Raw genomic sequence first — 19,036 nt, 5'->3', positions numbered from 1 at the left:
TCCTTACTGCAAAAAACCGACTATCTAAGTCGGAATATCTTATTTTTTTACTAGACTCCATGATAGAAGGGGTGGGGAATCCTGTCAAGGAAAGGGAGGTTTTTCGCAAAGAAAAGTATTTGTCTAATCAGCGAAAAAAACTCTTGACGTCTGACTGTGATTCCCGGTAATGTATAGTCAATCCGGTTGACGCCGGAAAAATCGAATAAGACGCTCTTATCAAGAGTTGGTGGAGGGACTGGCCCGATGAAGCCCGGCAACCAGCAGGCATGCCTGCATGGTGCCAATTCCTGCAGGGGAAACCCTGAAAGATAAGACTTGCCCTGTCTTTATGACGGTCTTCTCTTTCAGAGAAGACCGTTTTTGTTTGGGCAGATAAATAGCGCACAGATGAAGAATCAATCACGAAAAGGAGAGGTTTCGCATATGCGCATCGATTCACTGTTGGCCCAGGGGGGCAACGGCAAAGACGCAGGCACAGGCGCCGTTAGTTTCCCCATCTACCAGTCGGCCACCTTCCGTCATCCGGCTTTGGGCGAAAGCACCGGCTTTGATTACAGCCGCTCGGGGAACCCCACCCGTCAGGTTCTCGAAGAGCTGATCGCCAAACTGGAGGGCGGGCGACGCGGACTGGCCTTTGCATCTGGCCTGGCGGCGATCACCGCCGTTATGTCACTCTTTAGATCCGGAGATCATTTCATTCTCTGTGAAGACCTCTACGGGGGGACCTACCGGCTCCTAGACCAGGTTTTTCGTCCCTGGGGGTTTACGGCGAACTATGTGGATACGAGTGATCCGGAACAGGTGAGCAAAGCGATTACGGCCCGGACGAAGGCGATATTGGTTGAAACCCCCACCAACCCGACGATGAAAGTCACCGATCTCCGGCAAATCCGGCGGATTTGCGACGAACACGAATTATTGTTGATCGTCGACAACACCTTTATGAGCCCCTACTTGCAGCGGCCCATCGAGTTTGGCGCCGATATCGTCGTTCACAGTGGCACGAAGTATCTGGGTGGACATAACGATGTGGTGGCCGGTCTGGCCGTAGCCGCCACAGAAGAACTTGGTGAAAAGCTGGCTTTCTATCAAAACGCCACCGGCGCCATCCTCGGCCCTTTTGATTCATGGCTGCTTGTGCGCGGCATGAAGACCTTGGGAATACGACTGGACCGGGCGCAGGAAAACGCGAGCGCCATCGCCCGCTGGATGTCATCCCATCCCGCTGTGGAACAGGTGTATTATATCGGCCTCGATAATCACCCAGGCAGAGAGGTTCATTTTCAGCAGGCCGGCGGGCCTGGGGCGATGATATCCTTTACCCTTCGCGATGCCGGAAAAGTCCCGGAGACGCTGTCGCGGATCAAAATGATCTCTTTTGCCGAAAGCCTGGGCGGCGTTGAATCGCTGCTCACCTTCCCGGCACGCCAGACCCACGGCGATATCCCCGAGGATATCCGCCGGCGCTGCGGCGTTAACGACCGCCTGTTGCGGTTGTCCGTCGGGATTGAAAATGTCCACGATTTAATCAATGATCTGGAGCAGGCCTTGGCCTGAAAAATTCTCATCTGCGTACGAAAATGGTGATTGACAGATAACCCGACAGCCTTTAATATCATAAATGTAAATCGAAAAACTCGGAATTAACCAACGCTGACCGGATAGACCGGAGGCCGAGGCGCTTCGATCCAAGACAGGGATCGAAACCCTTGGCCTCTTTTTGTCTAGATAAGGGGGAGTGGCATGGACTGTATCAACGATTTCCCCGTCCGCTGCAGCCAAGCAGTTCATGACGACCGGGGCAACGGATGTAGGGACTTTCAAAAAACCTACGGATATATAGGTGTATCCTTCACAGGTGTTTTGCTAAGCGGTGCGAGGTCGCGCCGATATACCACTAGCGATGTGTATGAACGACACGGAAAAATGAAGGAGGATGTTTTCCATGGCCAAAATTGCCAACAATATCACTGACCTGATCGGCAAAACGCCGCTTGTTCGGCTGAACCGCGTGACCGAAGGGCTGGAAGCGGACGTGGTCGCCAAGCTGGAGTACTTCAATCCCGGCGGCAGCGTGAAAGACCGTATCGGCTACGCGATGATCAAAGACGCCGAAGAAAAAGGGTTGCTCCATAAAGACTCCGTGATCATCGAGCCGACCAGCGGCAACACCGGCATTGCCCTCGCCTTTGTGGCGGCTGCCCTCGGCTATCGGGTCATTCTGACTATGCCGGAGACCTTCAGCATTGAGCGCCGGAACCTGCTAAAAGCCTACGGCGCTGAACTGGTGCTGACCCCTGGAACGGAAGGGATGAAAGGCGCTGTGCGCCGGGCAGAGGAACTGGCTGCCCAGATCCCCAACGCCTTCATTCCCCAGCAGTTCATCAACCCCGCCAACCCGAAAATCCACCGGGCAACGACCGCCGAGGAGATCTGGGCCGATACGGACGGCAAGGTGGATATCCTTGTCGGGGGCGTCGGCACCGGCGGCACCATCACTGGCGTGGGAGAAACGCTGAAGGCGCGTAAACCCGGGCTCCAGGTCATCGCCGTCGAGCCCTTTGATTCGCCCGTGCTGTCCGGCGGTCAACCGGGACCCCACAAGATTCAAGGCATCGGACCCGGCTTCGTTCCCCCGGTCTTGGATCTGGAGGTTGCCGACGAGATTTACAAGGTCCGCAATGAAGAGGCCTTTGAAACGAGCCGGCGCATCGCCCGTGAGGAGGGCTTCCTCGTGGGGATCTCTTCGGGCGCGGCGGCCTACGCGGCCCTGCAGATCGCCAAACGGCCGGAAAATGCCGGCAAGCTGATCGTCGTTGTTTTGCCCGACACGGGGGAGCGTTATCTGAGCACCCCCCTCTTCCAGGAATCGTAATCACCGAAGGTAAGACACTTCCGACTAGCAAAGATACTGCCTATTGACATTTGATTCCTGCCCGTCCTATACTCACCTTAAATCAAAGCAATCAAATCGGATTAGTAAAGATTTAGGTGGGGGGTAAAGGTGTGATGAAAAACAGCGAACGGAGAAGCGCACAGGAACCTCCGTCGATCCCCCAAGAAGTGCTGGCGCGGATCGAGAAAGAGATTCGCGCCATGACCTTCGGCACGGTAACTCTGGTGTTGCAAGACGCCCACATCATCCAGATGAACAAACTGGAGAAGATACGCTTCGACGCTGACGAGGCGATAAAGGGAACCAAACCGGCAGCCCCGGAAACCAATCCCGGAACGGCGCAGGGACAGGGACAATCGTCTCTGCGCCGACGCATCATCGAAGCTGTCGGCGGACTCCGCTATGGCGAGGTTGTTATTGTCATCCAAAAAGGCCGGATCGTTCAGATCGAACGGACGGAGAAACGCCGCTTCCCGCTGCTTGAAGGGCTGTACGGCGACGGAATCTAAAAACATACAGGGGGTTTTACTCTTATGAGCGCTGCTGAAAAAGGATTTTTCACGAAAGCCCTTCACGCCGGCCAGGCCGTCGATCCCACCACCGGATCCCGGGCCGTCCCCATCTATCAGACCACGTCGTACGTCTTCAAGGACACCGATCACGCTGCCAATCTCTTCGGCTTGAAAGAGTTCGGCAACATCTATACGCGCATCATGAACCCCACCACCGACGTGCTGGAACAGCGCATCGCCGCCCTCGAAGGGGGCGTGGCCGCGCTCGCCGTCTCGTCGGGGCAGGCCGCCATCTCCTTGGCCTTGCTGAACATCGCCCACGCCGGTGATGAAATTGTCGCTGCCAACAGCCTTTATGGCGGAACATACAGCCTCTTTGCTTACACCTTCCCCAAACTCGGTGTCACCGTTCGCTTCGTCGATCCGAAGGATCCGGAAAACTTCCGGAAGGCGATCACCCCGAAGACCAAGGCGATTTACGCCGAATCGGTAGGCAACCCCAAGCTGGACACCCTCGACTTCAGAGCTGTTGCCGACATCGCCCATGAAGCCGGCCTGCCGCTGGTCGTCGACAACACCCTGCCGTCGCCCTACCTGGTCCAACCCATCAAGCACGGCGCTGATATTGTCGTCCATTCCCTGACCAAGTTCATCGGCGGTCACGGGACCTCCATCGGCGGGGTCATCGTCGACGCAGGCCGCTTCAACTGGGCCAACGGCAACTTCCCCGAATTCACTGAGCCCGATCCGAGCTACCATGGGCTGAAGTACGCCGAGACCTTCGGTCCTGTCGCTTATATCATCAAGGTCCGCGTCCAACTCCTGCGCGATCTCGGCGCTTCTCTGAGCCCCTTCAACGCCTTCCAGATCCTGCAAGGCGCCGAAACGCTTCCGATCCGGATGGAGCGGCATAGCCAAAACGCCCTGGAAGTGGCCCGTTTTTTGCAAAACCACCCGAAAGTCACCTGGGTCAACTACCCCGGGCTGGATGACCACAGCTCCCACGACATCGCCAAGAAGTATCACCGGGAAGGCCTCTACGGCGCCATCCTCGGCTTCGGCATCGCCGGCGGCCGGGAAGCGGGCCGGGCTTTCATCGACAAGCTGCAGCTTCTCTCCCACTTGGCCAATGTGGGTGACGCCAAGTCCCTGGCCATCCATCCGGCCACGACGACCCATTCCCAGTTGACACCGGAAGAGCAGCAACTGACGGGTGTCACCGATGACTTCATCCGCCTCTCCATCGGCCTGGAAGATGTGAGCGACATCATCGCCGACATCGAACAAGCGCTGGCCGCAGTGTAAGCGGCAAACACGAAGGGATTTCAGAAGCAGGCGTCACCTGCTGAAATTTCCAAGGATCAGTAAGAGTTTTACAATCGTAGAAGCTGGTCGACCAGACATACTGGAGGCCGGTCAGGGAAGCGCAGGATATACGGCGCGCCCCTGCCCGGCCTTTTTTACTTACAGAGAAGGAGGGTTTCGCCCTTGGCGGAGCTGAAAAGTAAATTGCTTCAAGATTTATCGGACACCGTCCTCGACATGGATGAGGAGAAGGCGGTCGAGACGAGTCATCAGGTGATTGAAGCAGGCATCGACGCCTATGAAGCCATCGATCAGGGGCTCGCCCACGGCATGGCCCGGGCGGGCGAACTCTTTGAACAGGAAGAGTACTTCATTCCCGAGATCCTCATGTGCGCTGACGCCATGTACGCCGGTTTAGAGGTGCTCAGGCCCTACCTGAAACCGCGCGAGGAAGGGGAGAAGGTCAAGGTTGTCATAGGGGTGATTGAAGGCGACACTCATGACATCGGCAAGAACATGGTCAAGATCATGCTCGAAACGTCCGGCTTCGAGGTCCATGACTTGGGGCGCGATGTGCCGCCCCAGCGGTTTGTAGAACGGGCTCATGAGGTGAGCGCCCAGATCATCGGCATCTCCACCTTGATGACGACCACCATGGACGGCATGGGCGAGGTCGTCCGGCTGCTGGAAGCGCGGCAGATCCGCAACCGCTTTAAGGTGATCGTCGGCGGCGGACCCATTTCCCAGCGCTTCGCCGACCAGATCGGCGCCGACGGCTATGCCGCCAACGCGGCTGACGCCGTAAAACTTGCGCGGAGGCTGGTCAGTTGACAACGACAATGTACAAACCCCGCTGGGATGTAGAGACCATGACCCCCATTGAACGGTTGGCCGCCTACAACCGGGGAGAGGCCGTCGACCGTTTGCCCTGTGTGCCCATCGTGGGCAACACGGCGGCCCGCGTCATCGGCGCGAAGATCTCCCAGTTTCGCGGCAACGGCAAGTTGCTGGCCCGGGCGCACACCGAGGCCTACCGGTTGTTCCGTTACGATATCATCCGGATTTTTACCGATCTCTACACCCAGGCCGAAGCGATGGGCGCCAGCGTCCATTATCCTGATGACGAGACAGCCTATCTGGCGGCGCCGGCCATTACCGACGTATCCGAGATCGACCGCCTCGCGCCGGCCGAGCCGGAACGGGATGGGAACCTGCCGCACCACCTGGAGGCATTGCAGCGCACCCTAGACGCGGTGGGAACGGAAGTGACCGTAACGGCGGCGCTGACCTGCCCTTTCACCAACGCCTCCTTTCTGATCGGCGCCGAGACGTTGGTCCGGTTGACCCTGCGCAACCCCGAAGCGGTGCATAAGCTCTGCGAGGTCTCCTTGGAGACGAGCCTGCGCTACGCCAAGGCCATACTCGATGCCGGCGGCGTTCCCAGCCTCACCGACGCCATGTCCTCCAGCACCGTCATCAGCCCGCGTCAGTTCAAAGAATTTTCCTTCCCCTACCTGAAGCGGCTCATCGACTACATCCACTCCCGCGGCAAAACGGTCACCCTGCACATCTGCGGCAAGACAAACCGCATCTGGGACCTCATGGTCGAAGCCGGCGCCGACTGCATCAGCATCGACAATGACGCCGACCTGCTGGAGGCAAAAGAGAAGGTTGGCCACAAGGTGCGGCTGATGGGAAATGTGAAACCTTCTGAGACGATGCTGCAGGGGCGTCCTGAGGACGTGCGTGAAGCGGTTCTCCAGTGCATCGCCCAGGCCTGCGACAGCCCCAAAGGGTATATCGTTGCTTCCGGTTGCAGCTTGCCGACGGAGACGCCCTTTGCCAACATCCACGCCATGGTGGACACGGTGCGGGAAGTAGGATGGCCCATTGACCCGGAAGTACTGCGCCTGCCGGGCGTGGCAGCCGGAAGATAACGGAACCTTCAGAGCGGTCAATGGACGAATGATATGGGAGTATTTTTTCAGCGAAAGCGGGGAGACAGGGTGAGTTCCATCAGCCCCAAAGAACGGTTGCTGCGTGTGTTGCGCAGGGAGAAGACGGACCGGCCGCCTGTTGTCTGTCCCGGCGGCATGATGAACGCCGCCATCGTCGATGTGATGCGTCAAAGCGGCCATACCCTGCCGGAAGCCCATCACGACGACAGGCTGATGGCGGAACTGGCCTACGATATCCACGAACATACCGGTTTTGAGAATCTGGGCATCCCCTTTTGCATGACCGTCGAGGCGGAGATGTTCGGCTCGGACATCCACTTCGGCAGCCTGGCCTGCGAACCGAAGATCGAGAAGGAAGCCTACCCATCCGTTTCGGCGGTGCCCTTCAAAAAACCGGGCCAACTGCCGGCTTCGGGCCGGATCGAGAAGGTGATCCAGGCAGCCTGGCGGTTGAGCCGCAGCCATCCTGACATCCCGGTGATCGGCAACCTGACCGGTCCGATCAGCACGGCCGCTTCCATCGTCGACCCCATGGTGTTTCTGAAAGAACTGCGCAAGGACCGGGAAAAGGCCCATCGGGTGATCGACTATGTGAGCGACCACCTCATCGCCTATGCCGAAGGCTTGATCGACGCCGGCGTTCGGGTCATCTCCATCGGCGATCCGACGGCGACTGGTGAGATCCTGGGTCCCAAGATGTTTGAAGAATACGCCCTTCGTTACCTGAATAAGGTCATCGACGGGATCCACAACCGCGGGGGCGCAGCCATCGTCCACATCTGCGGAGACATGAAATCGGTGAAACACCTGATCCCTCGTATCAAAGGGGATGCGATCAGCACCGACGCCATGGTCAACCTGCGTTTGCTCAAAGAGGAGTATCCCGAACTGACGACCATGGGCAATCTCAGCACTTATCTGCTGGAGTTTGGCGATGCCCAAAAGGTGGCCGACCAGACCCGCCGGCTCGTCCATGACGGCATTGACATCATCGCGCCAGCCTGCGGTCTGAGCACCTCTACCTCCATTGGGGTCCTTCAGGCGATGACCCAGGTGGTGAAGGAGACATAACAGCGTGGCTAAACAGGTGCATATCCTCTTTCTTCCGTCCCGGGACTCGATTCAAGTAGAAGCAGGAACGACCATCCTCCAGGCGGCGCGAAGAGCAGGTGTGCTCATCGAAGCCCCCTGCAACGGCGCGGGAACCTGCGGCAAGTGCAAGGTAAGACTGGCGGAGCGCTTCCGTCCCTTCGCGCAGCCCGGGGGGACGCATCACCTGACGCCGGAAGCGGAAGCAGAGGGCTGGGTGCTCGCCTGTGAGGCTCTCGTCACCGGTGACATCGAGGTGGAAATCCCCCAGCGCATATCCACACAATCACTGAAAATCATCAGCCATGGTCAGGCGCGCCCTGTCGCCATCGATCCCTTTTTTGCGAAAGCCTATGATGACGCGGCCGGCGAGACCCGTGTTCTGGCCGGCGGCGCCTTGGTGGCCACGGAGCCGGGAGACAGGACAGACCGCCTGTTCGGATTGGTCGTCGATATCGGCACAACGACGCTGGTGGCTTCTCTTGTCCACATGGTTTCCGGCGTCGAATTGGCCGCCGCTTCCTCCCTGAACCCGCAAAGCCTGCATGGACAGGATGTGCTGTCGCGCATCAAGTTCACTTCCGACCCCGCTGGGCGTGCACTCATGCACAGGGAACTGATTGGGGAGATCAACCGGTTGATCACCCAAGTGACGGAAGCGGCCGCAGTCGAGCGTGGCGACATCGCCGAGGTGGTCTTCAGCGGCAACACCTGCATGCTACACTTGGCGACGGACACCGATCCTACATCTCTGGGAAAACACCCCTACAGGCCTGTCATCACCGGGGGCAACCACGTGCGGGCCGAAGCGCTGGGCCTGGATGTGGCCGCTTACGCGCTCGTCTATCTGCCGCCGATCCTCTCGGCCTACGTGGGCGCAGACATCACCGCCGGCATGTTGGCGGCAGGGCTGGCGGAACTGCCGGGGGTGACCCTGTTCGTCGACATCGGCACCAACGGCGAGATGGTCCTCGCCGTCGACGGCGCAATGGCCGCCGCCTCGACGGCAGCCGGTCCGGCCTTCGAAGGCATGAACATCACCCACGGCATGCGCGCCGGCAGGGGCGCCATCGAGCGCTTCCGCCTGGAGTCTGATGGCGCGGTAACAGTAAAGACGATTGAAGAGGCCGAGCCGACCGGTATCTGCGGCAGCGGCCTCCTGGACATCGCCGGAGAGTTGGCGGCCCATGGCGTCATCGACAAACGCGGCCGCTTCGTCCGGCCTGACGGCTCGAAGATACCCGAGGCCTTGCGGGAGCGGCTGAACACCTGCGATGGCAAACCAGTGTTCCAGATCGCCGGAGATATCGTGCTGACCCAAAAGGATGTCCGCCAGATCCAACTGGCGAAAGGGGCCATCCGAGCCGGTGTCGAACTGCTGCTGCGAAGCAAGGGCGTCCGGCCTGAAGATGTGGATCGCGTCTTTATCGCCGGCTCTTTCGGCTACCACCTGCAGGCCCGCAGCCTGATCCAAATCGGTCTTTTGCCGGACGCTTTTGAGGGGAAAATCCAGTTTCTCGGCAATACCTCGAAAACGGGCGGTCAGGCGTTGCTGCTGAACGGTGACCTCCGCCGGGAGTTGGAGGCCTCAGTCTCCTCGGTAGAGGTGATCGAATTGGCCGATTACGGCGACTTCGATCAGGTATTCGTCGGCTGTCTAGGTTTTTAAGGCGGTAAGTTTTCATGGTTAAGGTTCAAAAAGCAAAGGAGTGGGTCCTTGTGAACGATGACAGCAAAAGGCTGAGTTGTTCTGACTGCGGTGTATTGAACTGCTACCGCCGTGAAAAGAACTTTCCGAGTTTCTGCCTGACCTCCGGGGCCGAAGGGGACCAAATAGATCGCATCACCGAATCGTACCGGACAGAAGGGGAAACGGCCCGCATCGCCCGGGTAGCCGCCGAAATCGAAGGCCTCTATTACGGAAAGCTGACCCGAGTCGAGGAGATCATCGCTTTCGCCAAGCGGCTGGGCGCCAAGAAGATCGGCATCGCCACCTGCATCGGCCTGATCAACGAGACGAAAACCTTCGTCAAGATCCTCGAGGCCAAGGGGCTCACCGGCTACAGCGTTCTCTGCAAGGTGGGTGCTGTTGACAAGACCGAGGTCGGCGTGCCGGAGGAATTGAAAATCCAGAAGGGATGCCACGAATCCCTCTGCAATCCCGTGCTGCAGGCCGAACTGCTCAACCAGGAGCAGACCGATCTGAACGTGATCAACGGCCTCTGTGTCGGCCATGATTCCTTGTTCATCAAGTACTCCAAGGCGCCTGTGACCACCTTGATCACGAAAGACCGGGTGCTGGGGCACAACCCGGCGGCCGCCTTGTATACGTCCGGTTTTTACTACAAACGCCTGCTGGAGCGGGAAGAGTAACCCGCGACCGCCGCACTGCGAATTGATGGAGAGTGAAGCAATTGAAGCAATTCATGCACCGGTCTCAATGGATTCAATGGATGCAAAAACCGGCGTTGCGAAAAGTGATCGCCGGCGCGATGATCCTCGCTGTGACCGCCCTGGCAACGGCCGGATGCGGCGCCCAGGGGCAAAAGAAAACAGCCGCCAAGGACGCCGCAGCACCGGCCACTAGCGCGAAGATCAAGCTGAACGTTGGTTATCTGCCGACCCCGGGTGATGTCCTCTTTTTCGTCGCCAAGGACAAAGGCTTTTTTGACCAGGAAGGCCTGGATGTGGAGATGTTCCAGTTCACGAACTCCGGCGAGGGGTTGAACGCCATCAAGAGCGGCAAGCTGGACACGGGCGCTTTCGGAACGGCGGCGCCGCAGACCTTCATCGCCAAGGGAACGCCTTTCGTCGTCATCGCCGGTATGCAGAGCGAAGGCCACGGGATTGTGGCCAAGCCAGAGAACGTCGACCGCTTCCGAACGCCCCAAGGTTTTGTCGGCCAGCGGATCGCCACGGTCCGCATGTCGACAGGCGACGCTGTCTGGCGCTACGGGCTCTCCCAGGCCGGTATCGACTGGAAGAGCCAGGTCACGATCATGGAATTGGATTCGCCGGCTGCTGTCATCGAAGCCATCAAAAAAGGCGCCGCTGACGCGGGGAACGTCTGGGCGCCCTTCTCCGAGATGGCGGAGCAGCAGGGGTTGAAGGTGGCAGACTGGTCATCGAGCTACATGCCCGGTCACGTCTGCTGCCGGGTGGTGGCGATGGACGAGACGCTGAAAGCCAAAAGGGATGCTTTCGTCCGCTTCGACAAGGCGCTGATCCGCGCCTATGATTTCTACACCCGGAATCAGGATGAGACCGTCAACATCCTTGCCAATTACGTGAAGATCGACAAGGAATTGCTCGAAAAGTCGACCTACAGCGGGCATATTCACAGCATCCCTGATCCGGACAAAAAACGGTTCACCGCCTTCTGGGAGGCGATGAAGCAGGACGGCTACATCCAAAGCGATCTGGATATCAGCCGTTTCATCGAACCGGCCATTTACAAGGAAGCTCTCGAACAACTGAGAGCAGCGGAGCCCGGCAATGCCACCTACAGCCGATTAGAGGCTGAATACAAGGTCAACAACCTATAAATAAGAGATGAAGACCTCGTCGGGAAAGGACGTGAACCCTGGTGGCCTTTTTGCGCATGGAATCCGTCGCCCTGAAGTACCCCGCCGATGAGCGCTGGGTCCTGCAAGACATCGATCTTGAGATCAGGGAAGGCGAGTTCATCACTGTGGTAGGCCCCAGCGGCTGCGGAAAAAGTTCCACCATCGGCCTGCTCTCCGGCCTGCTATCGCCGACGAAGGGCGCCATCACCTTGCAGGGAAGACCTATCGAAGGGCCCGGTCCAGACCGGGCCGTCGTTTTTCAGGATTACTCCCTCTTTCCCTGGATGACGGCCCTCGAAAATATCCGTTTCGCCCTCCGACAGGTCGGTGACGGCTCCCGGGAGTCAGCCCAGCGCTACCTGGAACTGGTGGGGCTTGGCGAAGCCCGGAACAAATACCCCGGCGAACTGTCAGGGGGCATGCGGCAGCGGGTGGCCATCGCCCGCGCTTTTGCCCTCGATGCGCCAGTGTATCTGATGGACGAGCCCTTCGGCGCCGTCGACGCCAAGAATCGCATCTACCTGCAGGACCTATTGCTGCGATTGCGCCAGGAATCGGGACGCCCCCGGACCGTCGTCCTTGTGACCCATGACATCGACGAGGCGATCTACCTGGGCGACCGGGTCGTTGTCTTTTCCCCCGGTCCCGGCCGGATTCGGCGGGTGTTCCACGTTCCCTTCACACGCCCGCGCAAACGGTTCCAGATGGCCCAAGATCTGGGCTACCGGGTGTTGCGCAACGACATCCTGACGCTGTTGCAGGACGGATTGTTGGAAGAACTGGAGAAGGTGGAAGGAGGGGCGGGGATATGACCGGCAGGGATATGAGCGGCGGAGATGGGGGGCAAACCTGGCGAGACCGCCTGTTGATCCTGGCCGCCATCTTCTTGGCCTGGGCGCTGGCCACCAATGCAGTGGACATTCTCGATCCCTTTTTGTTTCCTGCTCCCCAAAAGGTGGCCCGGCTGCTCTGGGAGGACGCCTCCGTCTTTGGCAAAAGCATCGTCAGTTCCGTTTATCTCCTGGCAAGCGGCTTATTTCTGGCTGTGGCGACGGCCATCCCGCTGGGCCTGGTGGTCGGCTGGCAACGCCGCTTGCATCGGGCCATCGAACCGGTCACCAACCTGTTGGGGCCCATACCGCCTATCGTCTACATCCCCTACGCCATCGCCCTGTTGCCTACCTTTACCGCCTCTTCCGTCTTCGTCATCTTTATCGGCGCCTTCTGGCCCCTCTTTATCAACACGGTCGCCGGTGTCCAGTCGGTTGAAAGGGGACTCGTCGACTCGGCCCGAACGCTGGGGGTCAGCCGTTGGGACCTCTTGACCCGCGTGCTGTTTCCCGGCGCCATGCCCCATATCCTCTCCGGCGGTTCCATCAGCCTCGTGATGGCCTTCATTCTGCTCACCGCCGCCGAGATGATCGGCGCCACCAGCGGACTCGGGTGGTATGTAAAGTACTTCTCCGATTTTGCCGATTACAGCCGGGTGGTGGCCGGGATCGTCGTGATCGGCGCGGTTGTGCTCCTGCTGATGACCGTCTATCGCCGCCTCACCGATCACCTGCTGCGCTGGCACAGGATCCGTCATTGAGAGATCTTGATGATGAAATGGGATTGTGGGGAGGATGACAAGGTCGGCGCGCCGAAATAGTAGGGGCAATCTCTAACGATGGAGGCATAAGGGCAGATGACGACAACGACGGTTGCAGCAAGGGATGCGAAATATGCTGCGCTACAGGCGGCGCTGCGGGAAATGGGCCAAGTCCTGGTCGCTTTTTCCGGCGGTGTCGACAGCACCTTCCTTCTTAAAGCGGCCTATGATGTCCTGGGGGACCGGGCGCTGGCGGTTATGGGGATTTCAGAGACGGTGCCCAAGCATCAGATCGCCGAGGCCCAAGAACTGGCCGGGCGCATCGGCGCCACGCTGTTGACAGTCCCCACTGACGAGTTTACACGGGAAGCTTTCGTCAAGAACGGTCCGGATCGGTGTTTCCACTGCAAGACGGCCCTCTTCGAGACCTTGTGGCAAATCGCGCGCGAACGCCGGATCCCCTTCATCCTCGACGGCAACAACGCCGATGATGTGGGCGATTACCGCCCGGGGATGACGGCGGCGAGACGGATGAATGTCCGCAGCCCCCTGTTGGAGGCTGGGCTGACGAAGGCGGAGATCCGATCCCTTTCGAAGGAAGTTGGCCTTCCCACCTGGAACCAGGCCGCCTCCCCTTGTCTTTCTTCGCGCTTCCCCTACGGAACCCCCATCACCTTGGAAGGTCTGGACCGGGTGGAAAAGGCCGAACAGTACCTGAAACGTCTCGGTTTTTATCAGGTGCGGGCGCGCTTTCATGATCGCCTGCTGCGCATCGAAGTGGAACGGGAGAGCCTCAGCAGGATCACGGAACATGCCGAAGATGTCGTCCGTTATATGAAAAGTCTCGGCTTCACTTATGTGACACTCGACCTGACCGGTTACCGGACCGGCAGCCTGAATGAGGTATTGGAGAGTGGGCGTGAGGAAAGCTGAACCGAACCGATTTGTTGTTGGACGTTACAGACGAAACATGTAATCGACGAAGACGGATGTAGACAAGACAAATCCCCCTTTTCAGGCCGATTTTCCTTACCGGACCTGAAAGGGGGATTTTTTTCTTTTGGTGGCATAGATTTTCGTTGACGAAAAGGCATTGCTCCAGTATTAATATTAGAAAAGGGAAAATCAGGATGTAATATGGTGGGCTGGATTACGTAGCGGCGAAGGCGGAGGATCATGCGATGGGCGAAGAGCGAAGAAAACATCAACGGTTGTCTCTGCAAGACAAACCTTTATGCGCCACGGTCAGACTGGCCGTGGAAAATAGAGCCGGACAAATCCGGCAGAGCGATGCCATTGATCTCTGTGTAGTGAACATCAGCCCAGGCGGCGCCCAACTGCTGTCACACCTGCGCTTTCCCACAGCGACAGAGTATCCGGGACTCACCATGCATTTGCGCACCCGGCTGTCGGGCCTATTAAAGGAAAACGCTCGGATCGTCTGGAGAAGGGAAGAGGGAGAATTGTTCCGGTACGGAGTGGAATTTGTCAGTTCCAATGAGGAAAAGGAAAATCTCCTCCGTGTCCAAATTTATAATGCGGAATCTTTCTTGCAGAAAAGGGATATTGCCAACATGACCATTCATTGCAATTTTTGCGCGAAAGACGAATGCCCGATCCAGACCAAGCAGAGGGCAGATGACTCGCTGACGTCCACTTCCGATATGTAGGAGCAGGACAGAGAGCATATCGTCACCGGCGACAGCCCCGGCGCATACAGTGGAGAACAACGCAGGACCTTTTTTGCGGTATGTCAACAACAGGACTGGGTATGAATGGACAGTGTTGCGGGGGCGGAAGGATGGGGGTCCGATGTTTCACCAAACCGTTCCCAAGAAAGAGTCGGGTTTTACGCTCTGGTTGACGGGTCTGTCGGGAAGTGGAAAATCGACCCTTGCCCACATCATCGGGCCGGAGGTTGAAGCACGCAGGCGGAAAGTAGAAATCCTTGATGCCGACGAGGTGCGTGAGCACCTGTTTTCTGAATCAGGACTGATCCGGGAGGAGCGGTATAACCAGATCAAGCGGCTGGCCTACCTGGCGAAACTTTTGTCCCGCAACGGAGTGTCTGTCATTTCCGCTGTTCCTTCGCCCTACCGGGAGATGCGTGAATATGTGCGCGCCCAGCACAGCGGCAATTTTATCGAGGTTTTTCTCAAGGCGCCCCTTGAGACCTGCATGGCCCGGGACGTTAGGGGTCATTACCAGAAAGCGCTGACCGGGGGGATCCGTTGGTTCACCGGGATTACGGAACCCTACGAGGAACCGCTCGATCCCGAGTTGGTCGTGGAGACACACCGGGCCACCCCGGAAGAAAGCGCGCGGCGTATCATCCGCAAGCTGGAGGCGCTGGGGTACCTGTAGATATGGAATGGGCGCGGCTAAACCCGACATGGGGAGAACCACCGATGCGGCGGCGGCAAAGTCGCCGCGTCGTTTCGCCGGAAGGGTGGGTGTATCGGTGGTTGTGTTAATCGACCGGGAACTTTGCAATGGTTGTGGAGGAGGGTACCGGTGCGCCGCCATCTGCCCAGGAAACCTGTTGACGCCTGGGGAAGACGGCAAAATACAGTACCGGGAGCCCTCTCTCTGTTGGGACTGCACGGCATGCCTCAAGGTTTGTCCACGCGGCGCGCTGGCTTTGCGTCTGCCAAACGGAGAGGATGGCACGGACGGCGCGATTCTAAAAGCGAGTATGGGGAAAGATACCATCCGGTGGACGATTCGTTTTTCCGATGGGCGGGTAAAGGTGCTTGAGGTGCTCAACCGGCGAATCCCGGTGGAAACATGAACAGAATCGAAGGATATCGCCGGAACGCCGATAATATATACCGAAGCTTGGAACCGTGAGCCTCTTCGCAGGCTCACGTAAATTTTTTATGATGAAACAGCGCCTTTGCTGGAAAAGGCCGGGCAAGATGCCGTAAAATAGATTGGAATCAACACTTGCGGAGGGGACTCGATGAAATACCTACGTTACCTCTTAATCGCACTCCCGCTGATGGTCTACTTCCGCTGGAGCGATCCCGAGAGCGGCTGGGCCTTCCTCACTGCTGCCTTGAGCATCCTGCCCCTGGCTGGGTACATGGGCCATGCGACGGAGGAACTGGCCGAACATATGGGGCCCAAGTTGGGCGGCTTTCTCAATGCCACCTTCGGCAACGCGACGGAACTGATCATCGCTTTGTTTGCCCTCAAAGCCGGCCACCTGGAGGTGGTCAAGGCGTCGATCATCGGCTCGATCATCGGCAACATCCTGCTCGTCCTCGGGTTGTCGGTCCTTGTCGGAGGTTTGCTCCACGGCGTCCAGCGCTTCTGCACGGAAACAGCCAAGATCAACGCCACCACCCTGCTGCTCGCCGTAATCGCCATGCTGGTGCCTTCCCTCTTTATGCACTACCATTCTGCTGTCGACGGCGCATCGGTGAAACTCTCTGTCGGGGTGTCCGTCATTCTCCTGCTTGTGTACGCTGCGGTGCTCTACTTCGGCTTCCGCCATGCCGGCGCCAGAGCGGGCGCCCTGACCGGCTCGGGGAAAGACGTACAGCAGGGTCCGCAACAGGGCAACCATGGCGAAGGATGGTCGAAGCGGAAAGCCCTGGCCGTTCTCGTCATCTCCACCATCGCCGTCGCCCTCGCCAGCGAAGTGCTCGTCGGTTCGCTCGAACACACCGTGGCCACCCTCGGCTGGCCGGAGGCTTTTATCGGCATCATCTTGATTCCCATCATCGGCAATGCGGCAGAGCACAGCAGCGCCGTCCTGATGGCCGCCAAGAATCAAATCGAAGTGGCGACAGAGATCGCCATCGGCTCCAGCATCCAGATCGCGCTCTTCGTCGCCCCGCTGCTGGTCTTGGCCGGCCTGATCTTCGGCCAGCCGATGACCATGGTTTTTAACGAATTCGAACTGGTGGCCATGGTGCTTTCCGTCTGGATTGCCAAGTCGATCAGCAAAGACGGCGAGACCAACTGGCTGGAAGGGCTCATGCTCCTGGCCACCTACGCCATCGTCGCCATCGGCTTTGCCTTCGCCTAATACAACGTTGCCAAGTTTAGAAAAGTCGCCGCCGCCAGCGTGTCAACATGCTGGCGGCGGTTTTTTTTCGCAATGACCGATGCATAGTCGCGGCAAAAACAGCGAAAGATTGATTTTAAAGGAAGTCTTGCCAGGCAACGTCCATTCTATCCAATCGACAAGGGGAGAACTTGATATGAACAGTCTTAACAGTCGCTGGAAAAAGATTCTGGTTGCCACATCGGCTACAGCCCTGCTGGCGAGCGCATTAACGCTTCCGCCGGTACAGCAGGCGACCGCCGATTTTCTCTCTCTATTCCGAGTGCAGCGGATGCAGGCGGTAAAGATCACCCAGGAACAGTTGGACCAGATGGCACAGACGATCCGTTCCCACGTGGGCGAGGTGGATCTCCAGCAGTTCGGCGCAGTCGAGATCATTGAAAAACCGGAATTCCTGCCTGTCACCCTTGGCGAGGCCCAAAAGCGACTCCCCTTTGCCGTAAAACAGCCCTCCCAACTCCCCAACGGTCTACGGCGGGCTGAGACGGTGACCCTCTTTACGGGCGGCCTCGCTGAGTTCCGTCTCCAGGCGGATCAAGTGAACCGGCTGCTAGAGGGGCTCGGCGCGCAGGACCTGATCCCGCCCGATTTATCGGGGAAAGCTTTTCGCGTCGGCATACCCGCCGGAGCGCGTTTGGTCTATGAACGGGCAGAGGGTGGACAAGCCTTTCTTCTCGACCAGTTTGCCAGCCCCGAGATGACGGTCCCGCCGGGACTGGACGCCGCCGCTCTGCGTAAGTCACTGCTCAATCTGCCGATCCTGCCAGCCGACCTGCGGAGCCAGTTGGCCGCCATCGATGATTGGCAGCGGACGATGGTTGTGCCCTATGCTGAGGGACGCATGGAAAAGGTGGACATCGGCGGAACAGAAGCACTTTTCGCGAAAAATGTTCACAGCGGGCAGAGTTGTCTCTTCTGGGTCGACAGCGGAATCCTCTACCGGATGGAAGGGGAACTGGACAGGGAAGGAGCGGTCCGGTTGGCCCGCTCGCTGCGATAACCGCCGTTGTCGAGAAGCGGAAAAAATCAGGTTTGAAATGACAGGCTCAATCCGAAAGCGCGCAAAGCAAAGGGGAAGAAACGGATGTTTGCCATAGAAACTGAGGGGCTCACCAAGACCTACGGGGGAACGGGAGGATGCCGGGAGATCTCCCTCCAGGTCCCTCGCGGCGCCCTCTTCGGTCTGCTGGGACCGAACGGCGCCGGCAAGAGCACCCTGGTCAAAATGCTCGTCAGCCTGATCCACCCCACAGAGGGACAGGCGCGCATCCTGGGAAAGCCCCTCGGCGATGTGGATATCCGGCGCAAGGTGGGCTATCTGCCGGAAAATTTTCGTTACCACGACTGGCTGACCGGAGCGGACTTGCTGCGCCTGCACGCCGCCCTGTACGGGTTGACGCCGGAAGAGTCGGCGCGGCGCGCGCCGGAGGTGCTCCGGCTCGTCGGGATGGAGGAATGGGCCGATCGGACTGTCGGCAGCTACAGCAAGGGGATGCAGCAACGCATCGGCTTGGCTTGCGCCCTGTTGCCGAATCCGGAACTGATCTTTCTCGATGAACCCACATCGGCTCTCGATCCCCTCGGCCGCAAGGAGGTCCGGGAACTGCTGGCGAGGCTCCGGGATGCCGGTGTGACGGTCTTCCTAAACAGCCACCTCCTGAGCGAACTGGAGACGGTCTGTGACCGAATCGCCATCATCAAGGGCGGGAGGCTCATCTACCAGGGGGACTGGCGGGAACTGGCCGCGCAGGCGAGCCGGATCCGCGCTGTCGTGGCCGGCGCCTCACAGGAGCGTCTGGCAGCGGCTGTTTCCGCCGCAGGGTTCCCCTTAGTTTCCCAGCGAAGCCTCCATGCAGAAAAAGACGGAAAGGCCGCCGGCATGGCGTTGGAGGAACTCGTCTTCACCGTAGACGCTGGGAGCCCCGCCGCGCCGCGTCTTGTTCAGGCGCTTGTCGAGGCGGGAATGGCTGTCCATGAGGTGACGACGCAGGTGGAATCCCTCGAGACTTTATTCTTGCACTTTGTCGAGGGGGCCTGAGCC

The 19,036-nt window shown here is 58.7% G+C and carries 19 protein-coding genes and 1 riboswitch; all 19 genes read left to right on the top strand.

Annotated features, from left to right (window positions below):
- The first annotated feature begins 213 nt into the window (after positions 1 to 213).
- A riboswitch (SAM riboswitch) is annotated at positions 214 to 318 on the top strand.
- Positions 319 to 426: 108 nt separating this feature from the next.
- Positions 427 to 1,560, top strand: a complete 1,134-nt coding sequence (locus GTO91_RS09480; protein ID WP_161258273.1) for a trans-sulfuration enzyme family protein — start codon at positions 427 to 429, stop codon at positions 1,558 to 1,560.
- Positions 1,561 to 1,948: 388 nt separating this feature from the next.
- Positions 1,949 to 2,878: a cysteine synthase A gene (gene cysK / locus GTO91_RS09475; protein WP_161258271.1), complete on the top strand. Its 930-nt coding sequence runs from the start codon at positions 1,949 to 1,951 to the stop codon at positions 2,876 to 2,878.
- 134 nt (positions 2,879 to 3,012) lie between these two features.
- Positions 3,013 to 3,408, top strand: coding sequence for a YezD family protein (locus GTO91_RS09470; RefSeq protein ID WP_161258269.1), 396 nt, complete (start codon positions 3,013 to 3,015; stop codon positions 3,406 to 3,408).
- A gap of 24 nt (positions 3,409 to 3,432) precedes the next feature.
- Positions 3,433 to 4,716, top strand: a complete 1,284-nt coding sequence (locus GTO91_RS09465; protein WP_161258266.1) for a homocysteine synthase — start codon at positions 3,433 to 3,435, stop codon at positions 4,714 to 4,716.
- A gap of 183 nt (positions 4,717 to 4,899) precedes the next feature.
- Positions 4,900 to 5,547, top strand: coding sequence for a corrinoid protein (locus GTO91_RS09460; protein ID WP_161258264.1), 648 nt, complete (start codon positions 4,900 to 4,902; stop codon positions 5,545 to 5,547).
- Positions 5,544 to 6,653, top strand: coding sequence for a uroporphyrinogen decarboxylase family protein (locus GTO91_RS09455; protein ID WP_235919430.1), 1,110 nt, complete (start codon positions 5,544 to 5,546; stop codon positions 6,651 to 6,653). Before GTO91_RS09460 ends, GTO91_RS09455 begins: the two co-directional genes overlap by 4 nt.
- 69 nt (positions 6,654 to 6,722) lie before the next feature.
- A complete protein-coding gene (locus GTO91_RS09450; protein WP_161258262.1) occupies positions 6,723 to 7,745 on the top strand; it encodes a uroporphyrinogen decarboxylase family protein in 1,023 nt (340 codons plus the stop codon).
- A gap of 4 nt (positions 7,746 to 7,749) precedes the next feature.
- Positions 7,750 to 9,432, top strand: coding sequence for an ASKHA domain-containing protein (locus GTO91_RS18640; RefSeq protein WP_328793765.1), 1,683 nt, complete (start codon positions 7,750 to 7,752; stop codon positions 9,430 to 9,432).
- 14 nt (positions 9,433 to 9,446) lie between these two features.
- Entirely contained in the window at positions 9,447 to 10,136 is a 690-nt protein-coding gene (locus GTO91_RS09440) for a DUF1847 domain-containing protein (protein WP_170294171.1), read from the top strand.
- 41 nt (positions 10,137 to 10,177) lie between these two features.
- Complete coding sequence (locus tag GTO91_RS09435; protein ID WP_235919428.1) at positions 10,178 to 11,308, top strand: ABC transporter substrate-binding protein; 1,131 nt, start codon at positions 10,178 to 10,180, stop codon at positions 11,306 to 11,308.
- Positions 11,309 to 11,349: 41 nt separating this feature from the next.
- On the top strand, positions 11,350 to 12,141 hold the full coding sequence (locus GTO91_RS09430; RefSeq protein WP_161258259.1) for an ABC transporter ATP-binding protein: 792 nt from the start codon (positions 11,350 to 11,352) through the stop codon (positions 12,139 to 12,141).
- On the top strand, positions 12,138 to 12,920 hold the full coding sequence (locus GTO91_RS09425; protein ID WP_161258256.1) for an ABC transporter permease: 783 nt from the start codon (positions 12,138 to 12,140) through the stop codon (positions 12,918 to 12,920). Before GTO91_RS09430 ends, GTO91_RS09425 begins: the two co-directional genes overlap by 4 nt.
- A 96-nt stretch (positions 12,921 to 13,016) precedes the next feature.
- A complete protein-coding gene (gene larE / locus GTO91_RS09420; protein ID WP_161258253.1) occupies positions 13,017 to 13,853 on the top strand; it encodes an ATP-dependent sacrificial sulfur transferase LarE in 837 nt (278 codons plus the stop codon).
- A gap of 248 nt (positions 13,854 to 14,101) precedes the next feature.
- A complete protein-coding gene (locus tag GTO91_RS09415; RefSeq protein WP_161258250.1) occupies positions 14,102 to 14,590 on the top strand; it encodes a PilZ domain-containing protein in 489 nt (162 codons plus the stop codon).
- A 142-nt stretch (positions 14,591 to 14,732) separates the two neighbouring features.
- Positions 14,733 to 15,284 (top strand): adenylyl-sulfate kinase, encoded by a 552-nt coding sequence (gene cysC / locus GTO91_RS09410; RefSeq protein WP_161258247.1) that lies wholly within the window; start codon positions 14,733 to 14,735, stop codon positions 15,282 to 15,284.
- A gap of 7 nt (positions 15,285 to 15,291) precedes the next feature.
- The gene (locus GTO91_RS09405) at positions 15,292 to 15,711 is read left to right on the top strand and encodes a 4Fe-4S dicluster domain-containing protein (RefSeq protein WP_161258245.1); all 420 of its coding nucleotides are present in this window, start codon (positions 15,292 to 15,294) and stop codon (positions 15,709 to 15,711) included.
- A gap of 171 nt (positions 15,712 to 15,882) precedes the next feature.
- Positions 15,883 to 16,956: a calcium/proton exchanger gene (gene cax, locus GTO91_RS09400; RefSeq protein WP_161258243.1), complete on the top strand. Its 1,074-nt coding sequence runs from the start codon at positions 15,883 to 15,885 to the stop codon at positions 16,954 to 16,956.
- A gap of 175 nt (positions 16,957 to 17,131) precedes the next feature.
- The gene (locus GTO91_RS09395) at positions 17,132 to 17,995 is read left to right on the top strand and encodes an anti-sigma factor (RefSeq protein WP_161258241.1); all 864 of its coding nucleotides are present in this window, start codon (positions 17,132 to 17,134) and stop codon (positions 17,993 to 17,995) included.
- Between the two features lie 84 nt (positions 17,996 to 18,079).
- Complete coding sequence (locus tag GTO91_RS09390) at positions 18,080 to 19,033, top strand: ABC transporter ATP-binding protein (RefSeq protein WP_161258239.1); 954 nt, start codon at positions 18,080 to 18,082, stop codon at positions 19,031 to 19,033.
- Positions 19,034 to 19,036 lie beyond the last annotated feature (3 nt).

Origin of the sequence: Heliomicrobium undosum (assembly GCF_009877425.1) — a bacterium.
In the GTDB taxonomy this organism is placed as follows: domain Bacteria; phylum Bacillota; class Desulfitobacteriia; order Heliobacteriales; family Heliobacteriaceae; genus Heliomicrobium; species Heliomicrobium undosum.
The sequence above is the reverse complement of the archived record's forward strand: the minus strand, read 5'-3'. Positions and strand labels throughout refer to the sequence as shown.

Excerpts from the sequence above, each read along its gene's own strand:
- GTO91_RS09480 (WP_161258273.1), top strand. The coding sequence starts at position 427 with ATGCGCATCGATTCACTGTTGGCCCAGGGGGGCAACGGCAAAGACGCA.
- cysK (WP_161258271.1), top strand. The coding sequence starts at position 1,949 with ATGGCCAAAATTGCCAACAATATCACTGACCTGATCGGCAAAACGCCG.
- GTO91_RS09470 (WP_161258269.1), top strand. The coding sequence starts at position 3,013 with ATGAAAAACAGCGAACGGAGAAGCGCACAGGAACCTCCGTCGATCCCC.
- GTO91_RS09465 (WP_161258266.1), top strand. The coding sequence starts at position 3,433 with ATGAGCGCTGCTGAAAAAGGATTTTTCACGAAAGCCCTTCACGCCGGC.
- GTO91_RS09440 (WP_170294171.1), top strand. The coding sequence starts at position 9,447 with ATGGTTAAGGTTCAAAAAGCAAAGGAGTGGGTCCTTGTGAACGATGAC.
- GTO91_RS09425 (WP_161258256.1), top strand. The coding sequence starts at position 12,138 with ATGACCGGCAGGGATATGAGCGGCGGAGATGGGGGGCAAACCTGGCGA.
- larE (WP_161258253.1), top strand. The coding sequence starts at position 13,017 with ATGACGACAACGACGGTTGCAGCAAGGGATGCGAAATATGCTGCGCTA.
- GTO91_RS09415 (WP_161258250.1), top strand. The coding sequence starts at position 14,102 with ATGGGCGAAGAGCGAAGAAAACATCAACGGTTGTCTCTGCAAGACAAA.
- cysC (WP_161258247.1), top strand. The coding sequence starts at position 14,733 with ATGTTTCACCAAACCGTTCCCAAGAAAGAGTCGGGTTTTACGCTCTGG.
- GTO91_RS09405 (WP_161258245.1), top strand. The coding sequence starts at position 15,292 with ATGGGCGCGGCTAAACCCGACATGGGGAGAACCACCGATGCGGCGGCG.
- cax (WP_161258243.1), top strand. The coding sequence starts at position 15,883 with ATGAAATACCTACGTTACCTCTTAATCGCACTCCCGCTGATGGTCTAC.
- GTO91_RS09395 (WP_161258241.1), top strand. The coding sequence starts at position 17,132 with ATGAACAGTCTTAACAGTCGCTGGAAAAAGATTCTGGTTGCCACATCG.
- GTO91_RS09390 (WP_161258239.1), top strand. The coding sequence starts at position 18,080 with ATGTTTGCCATAGAAACTGAGGGGCTCACCAAGACCTACGGGGGAACG.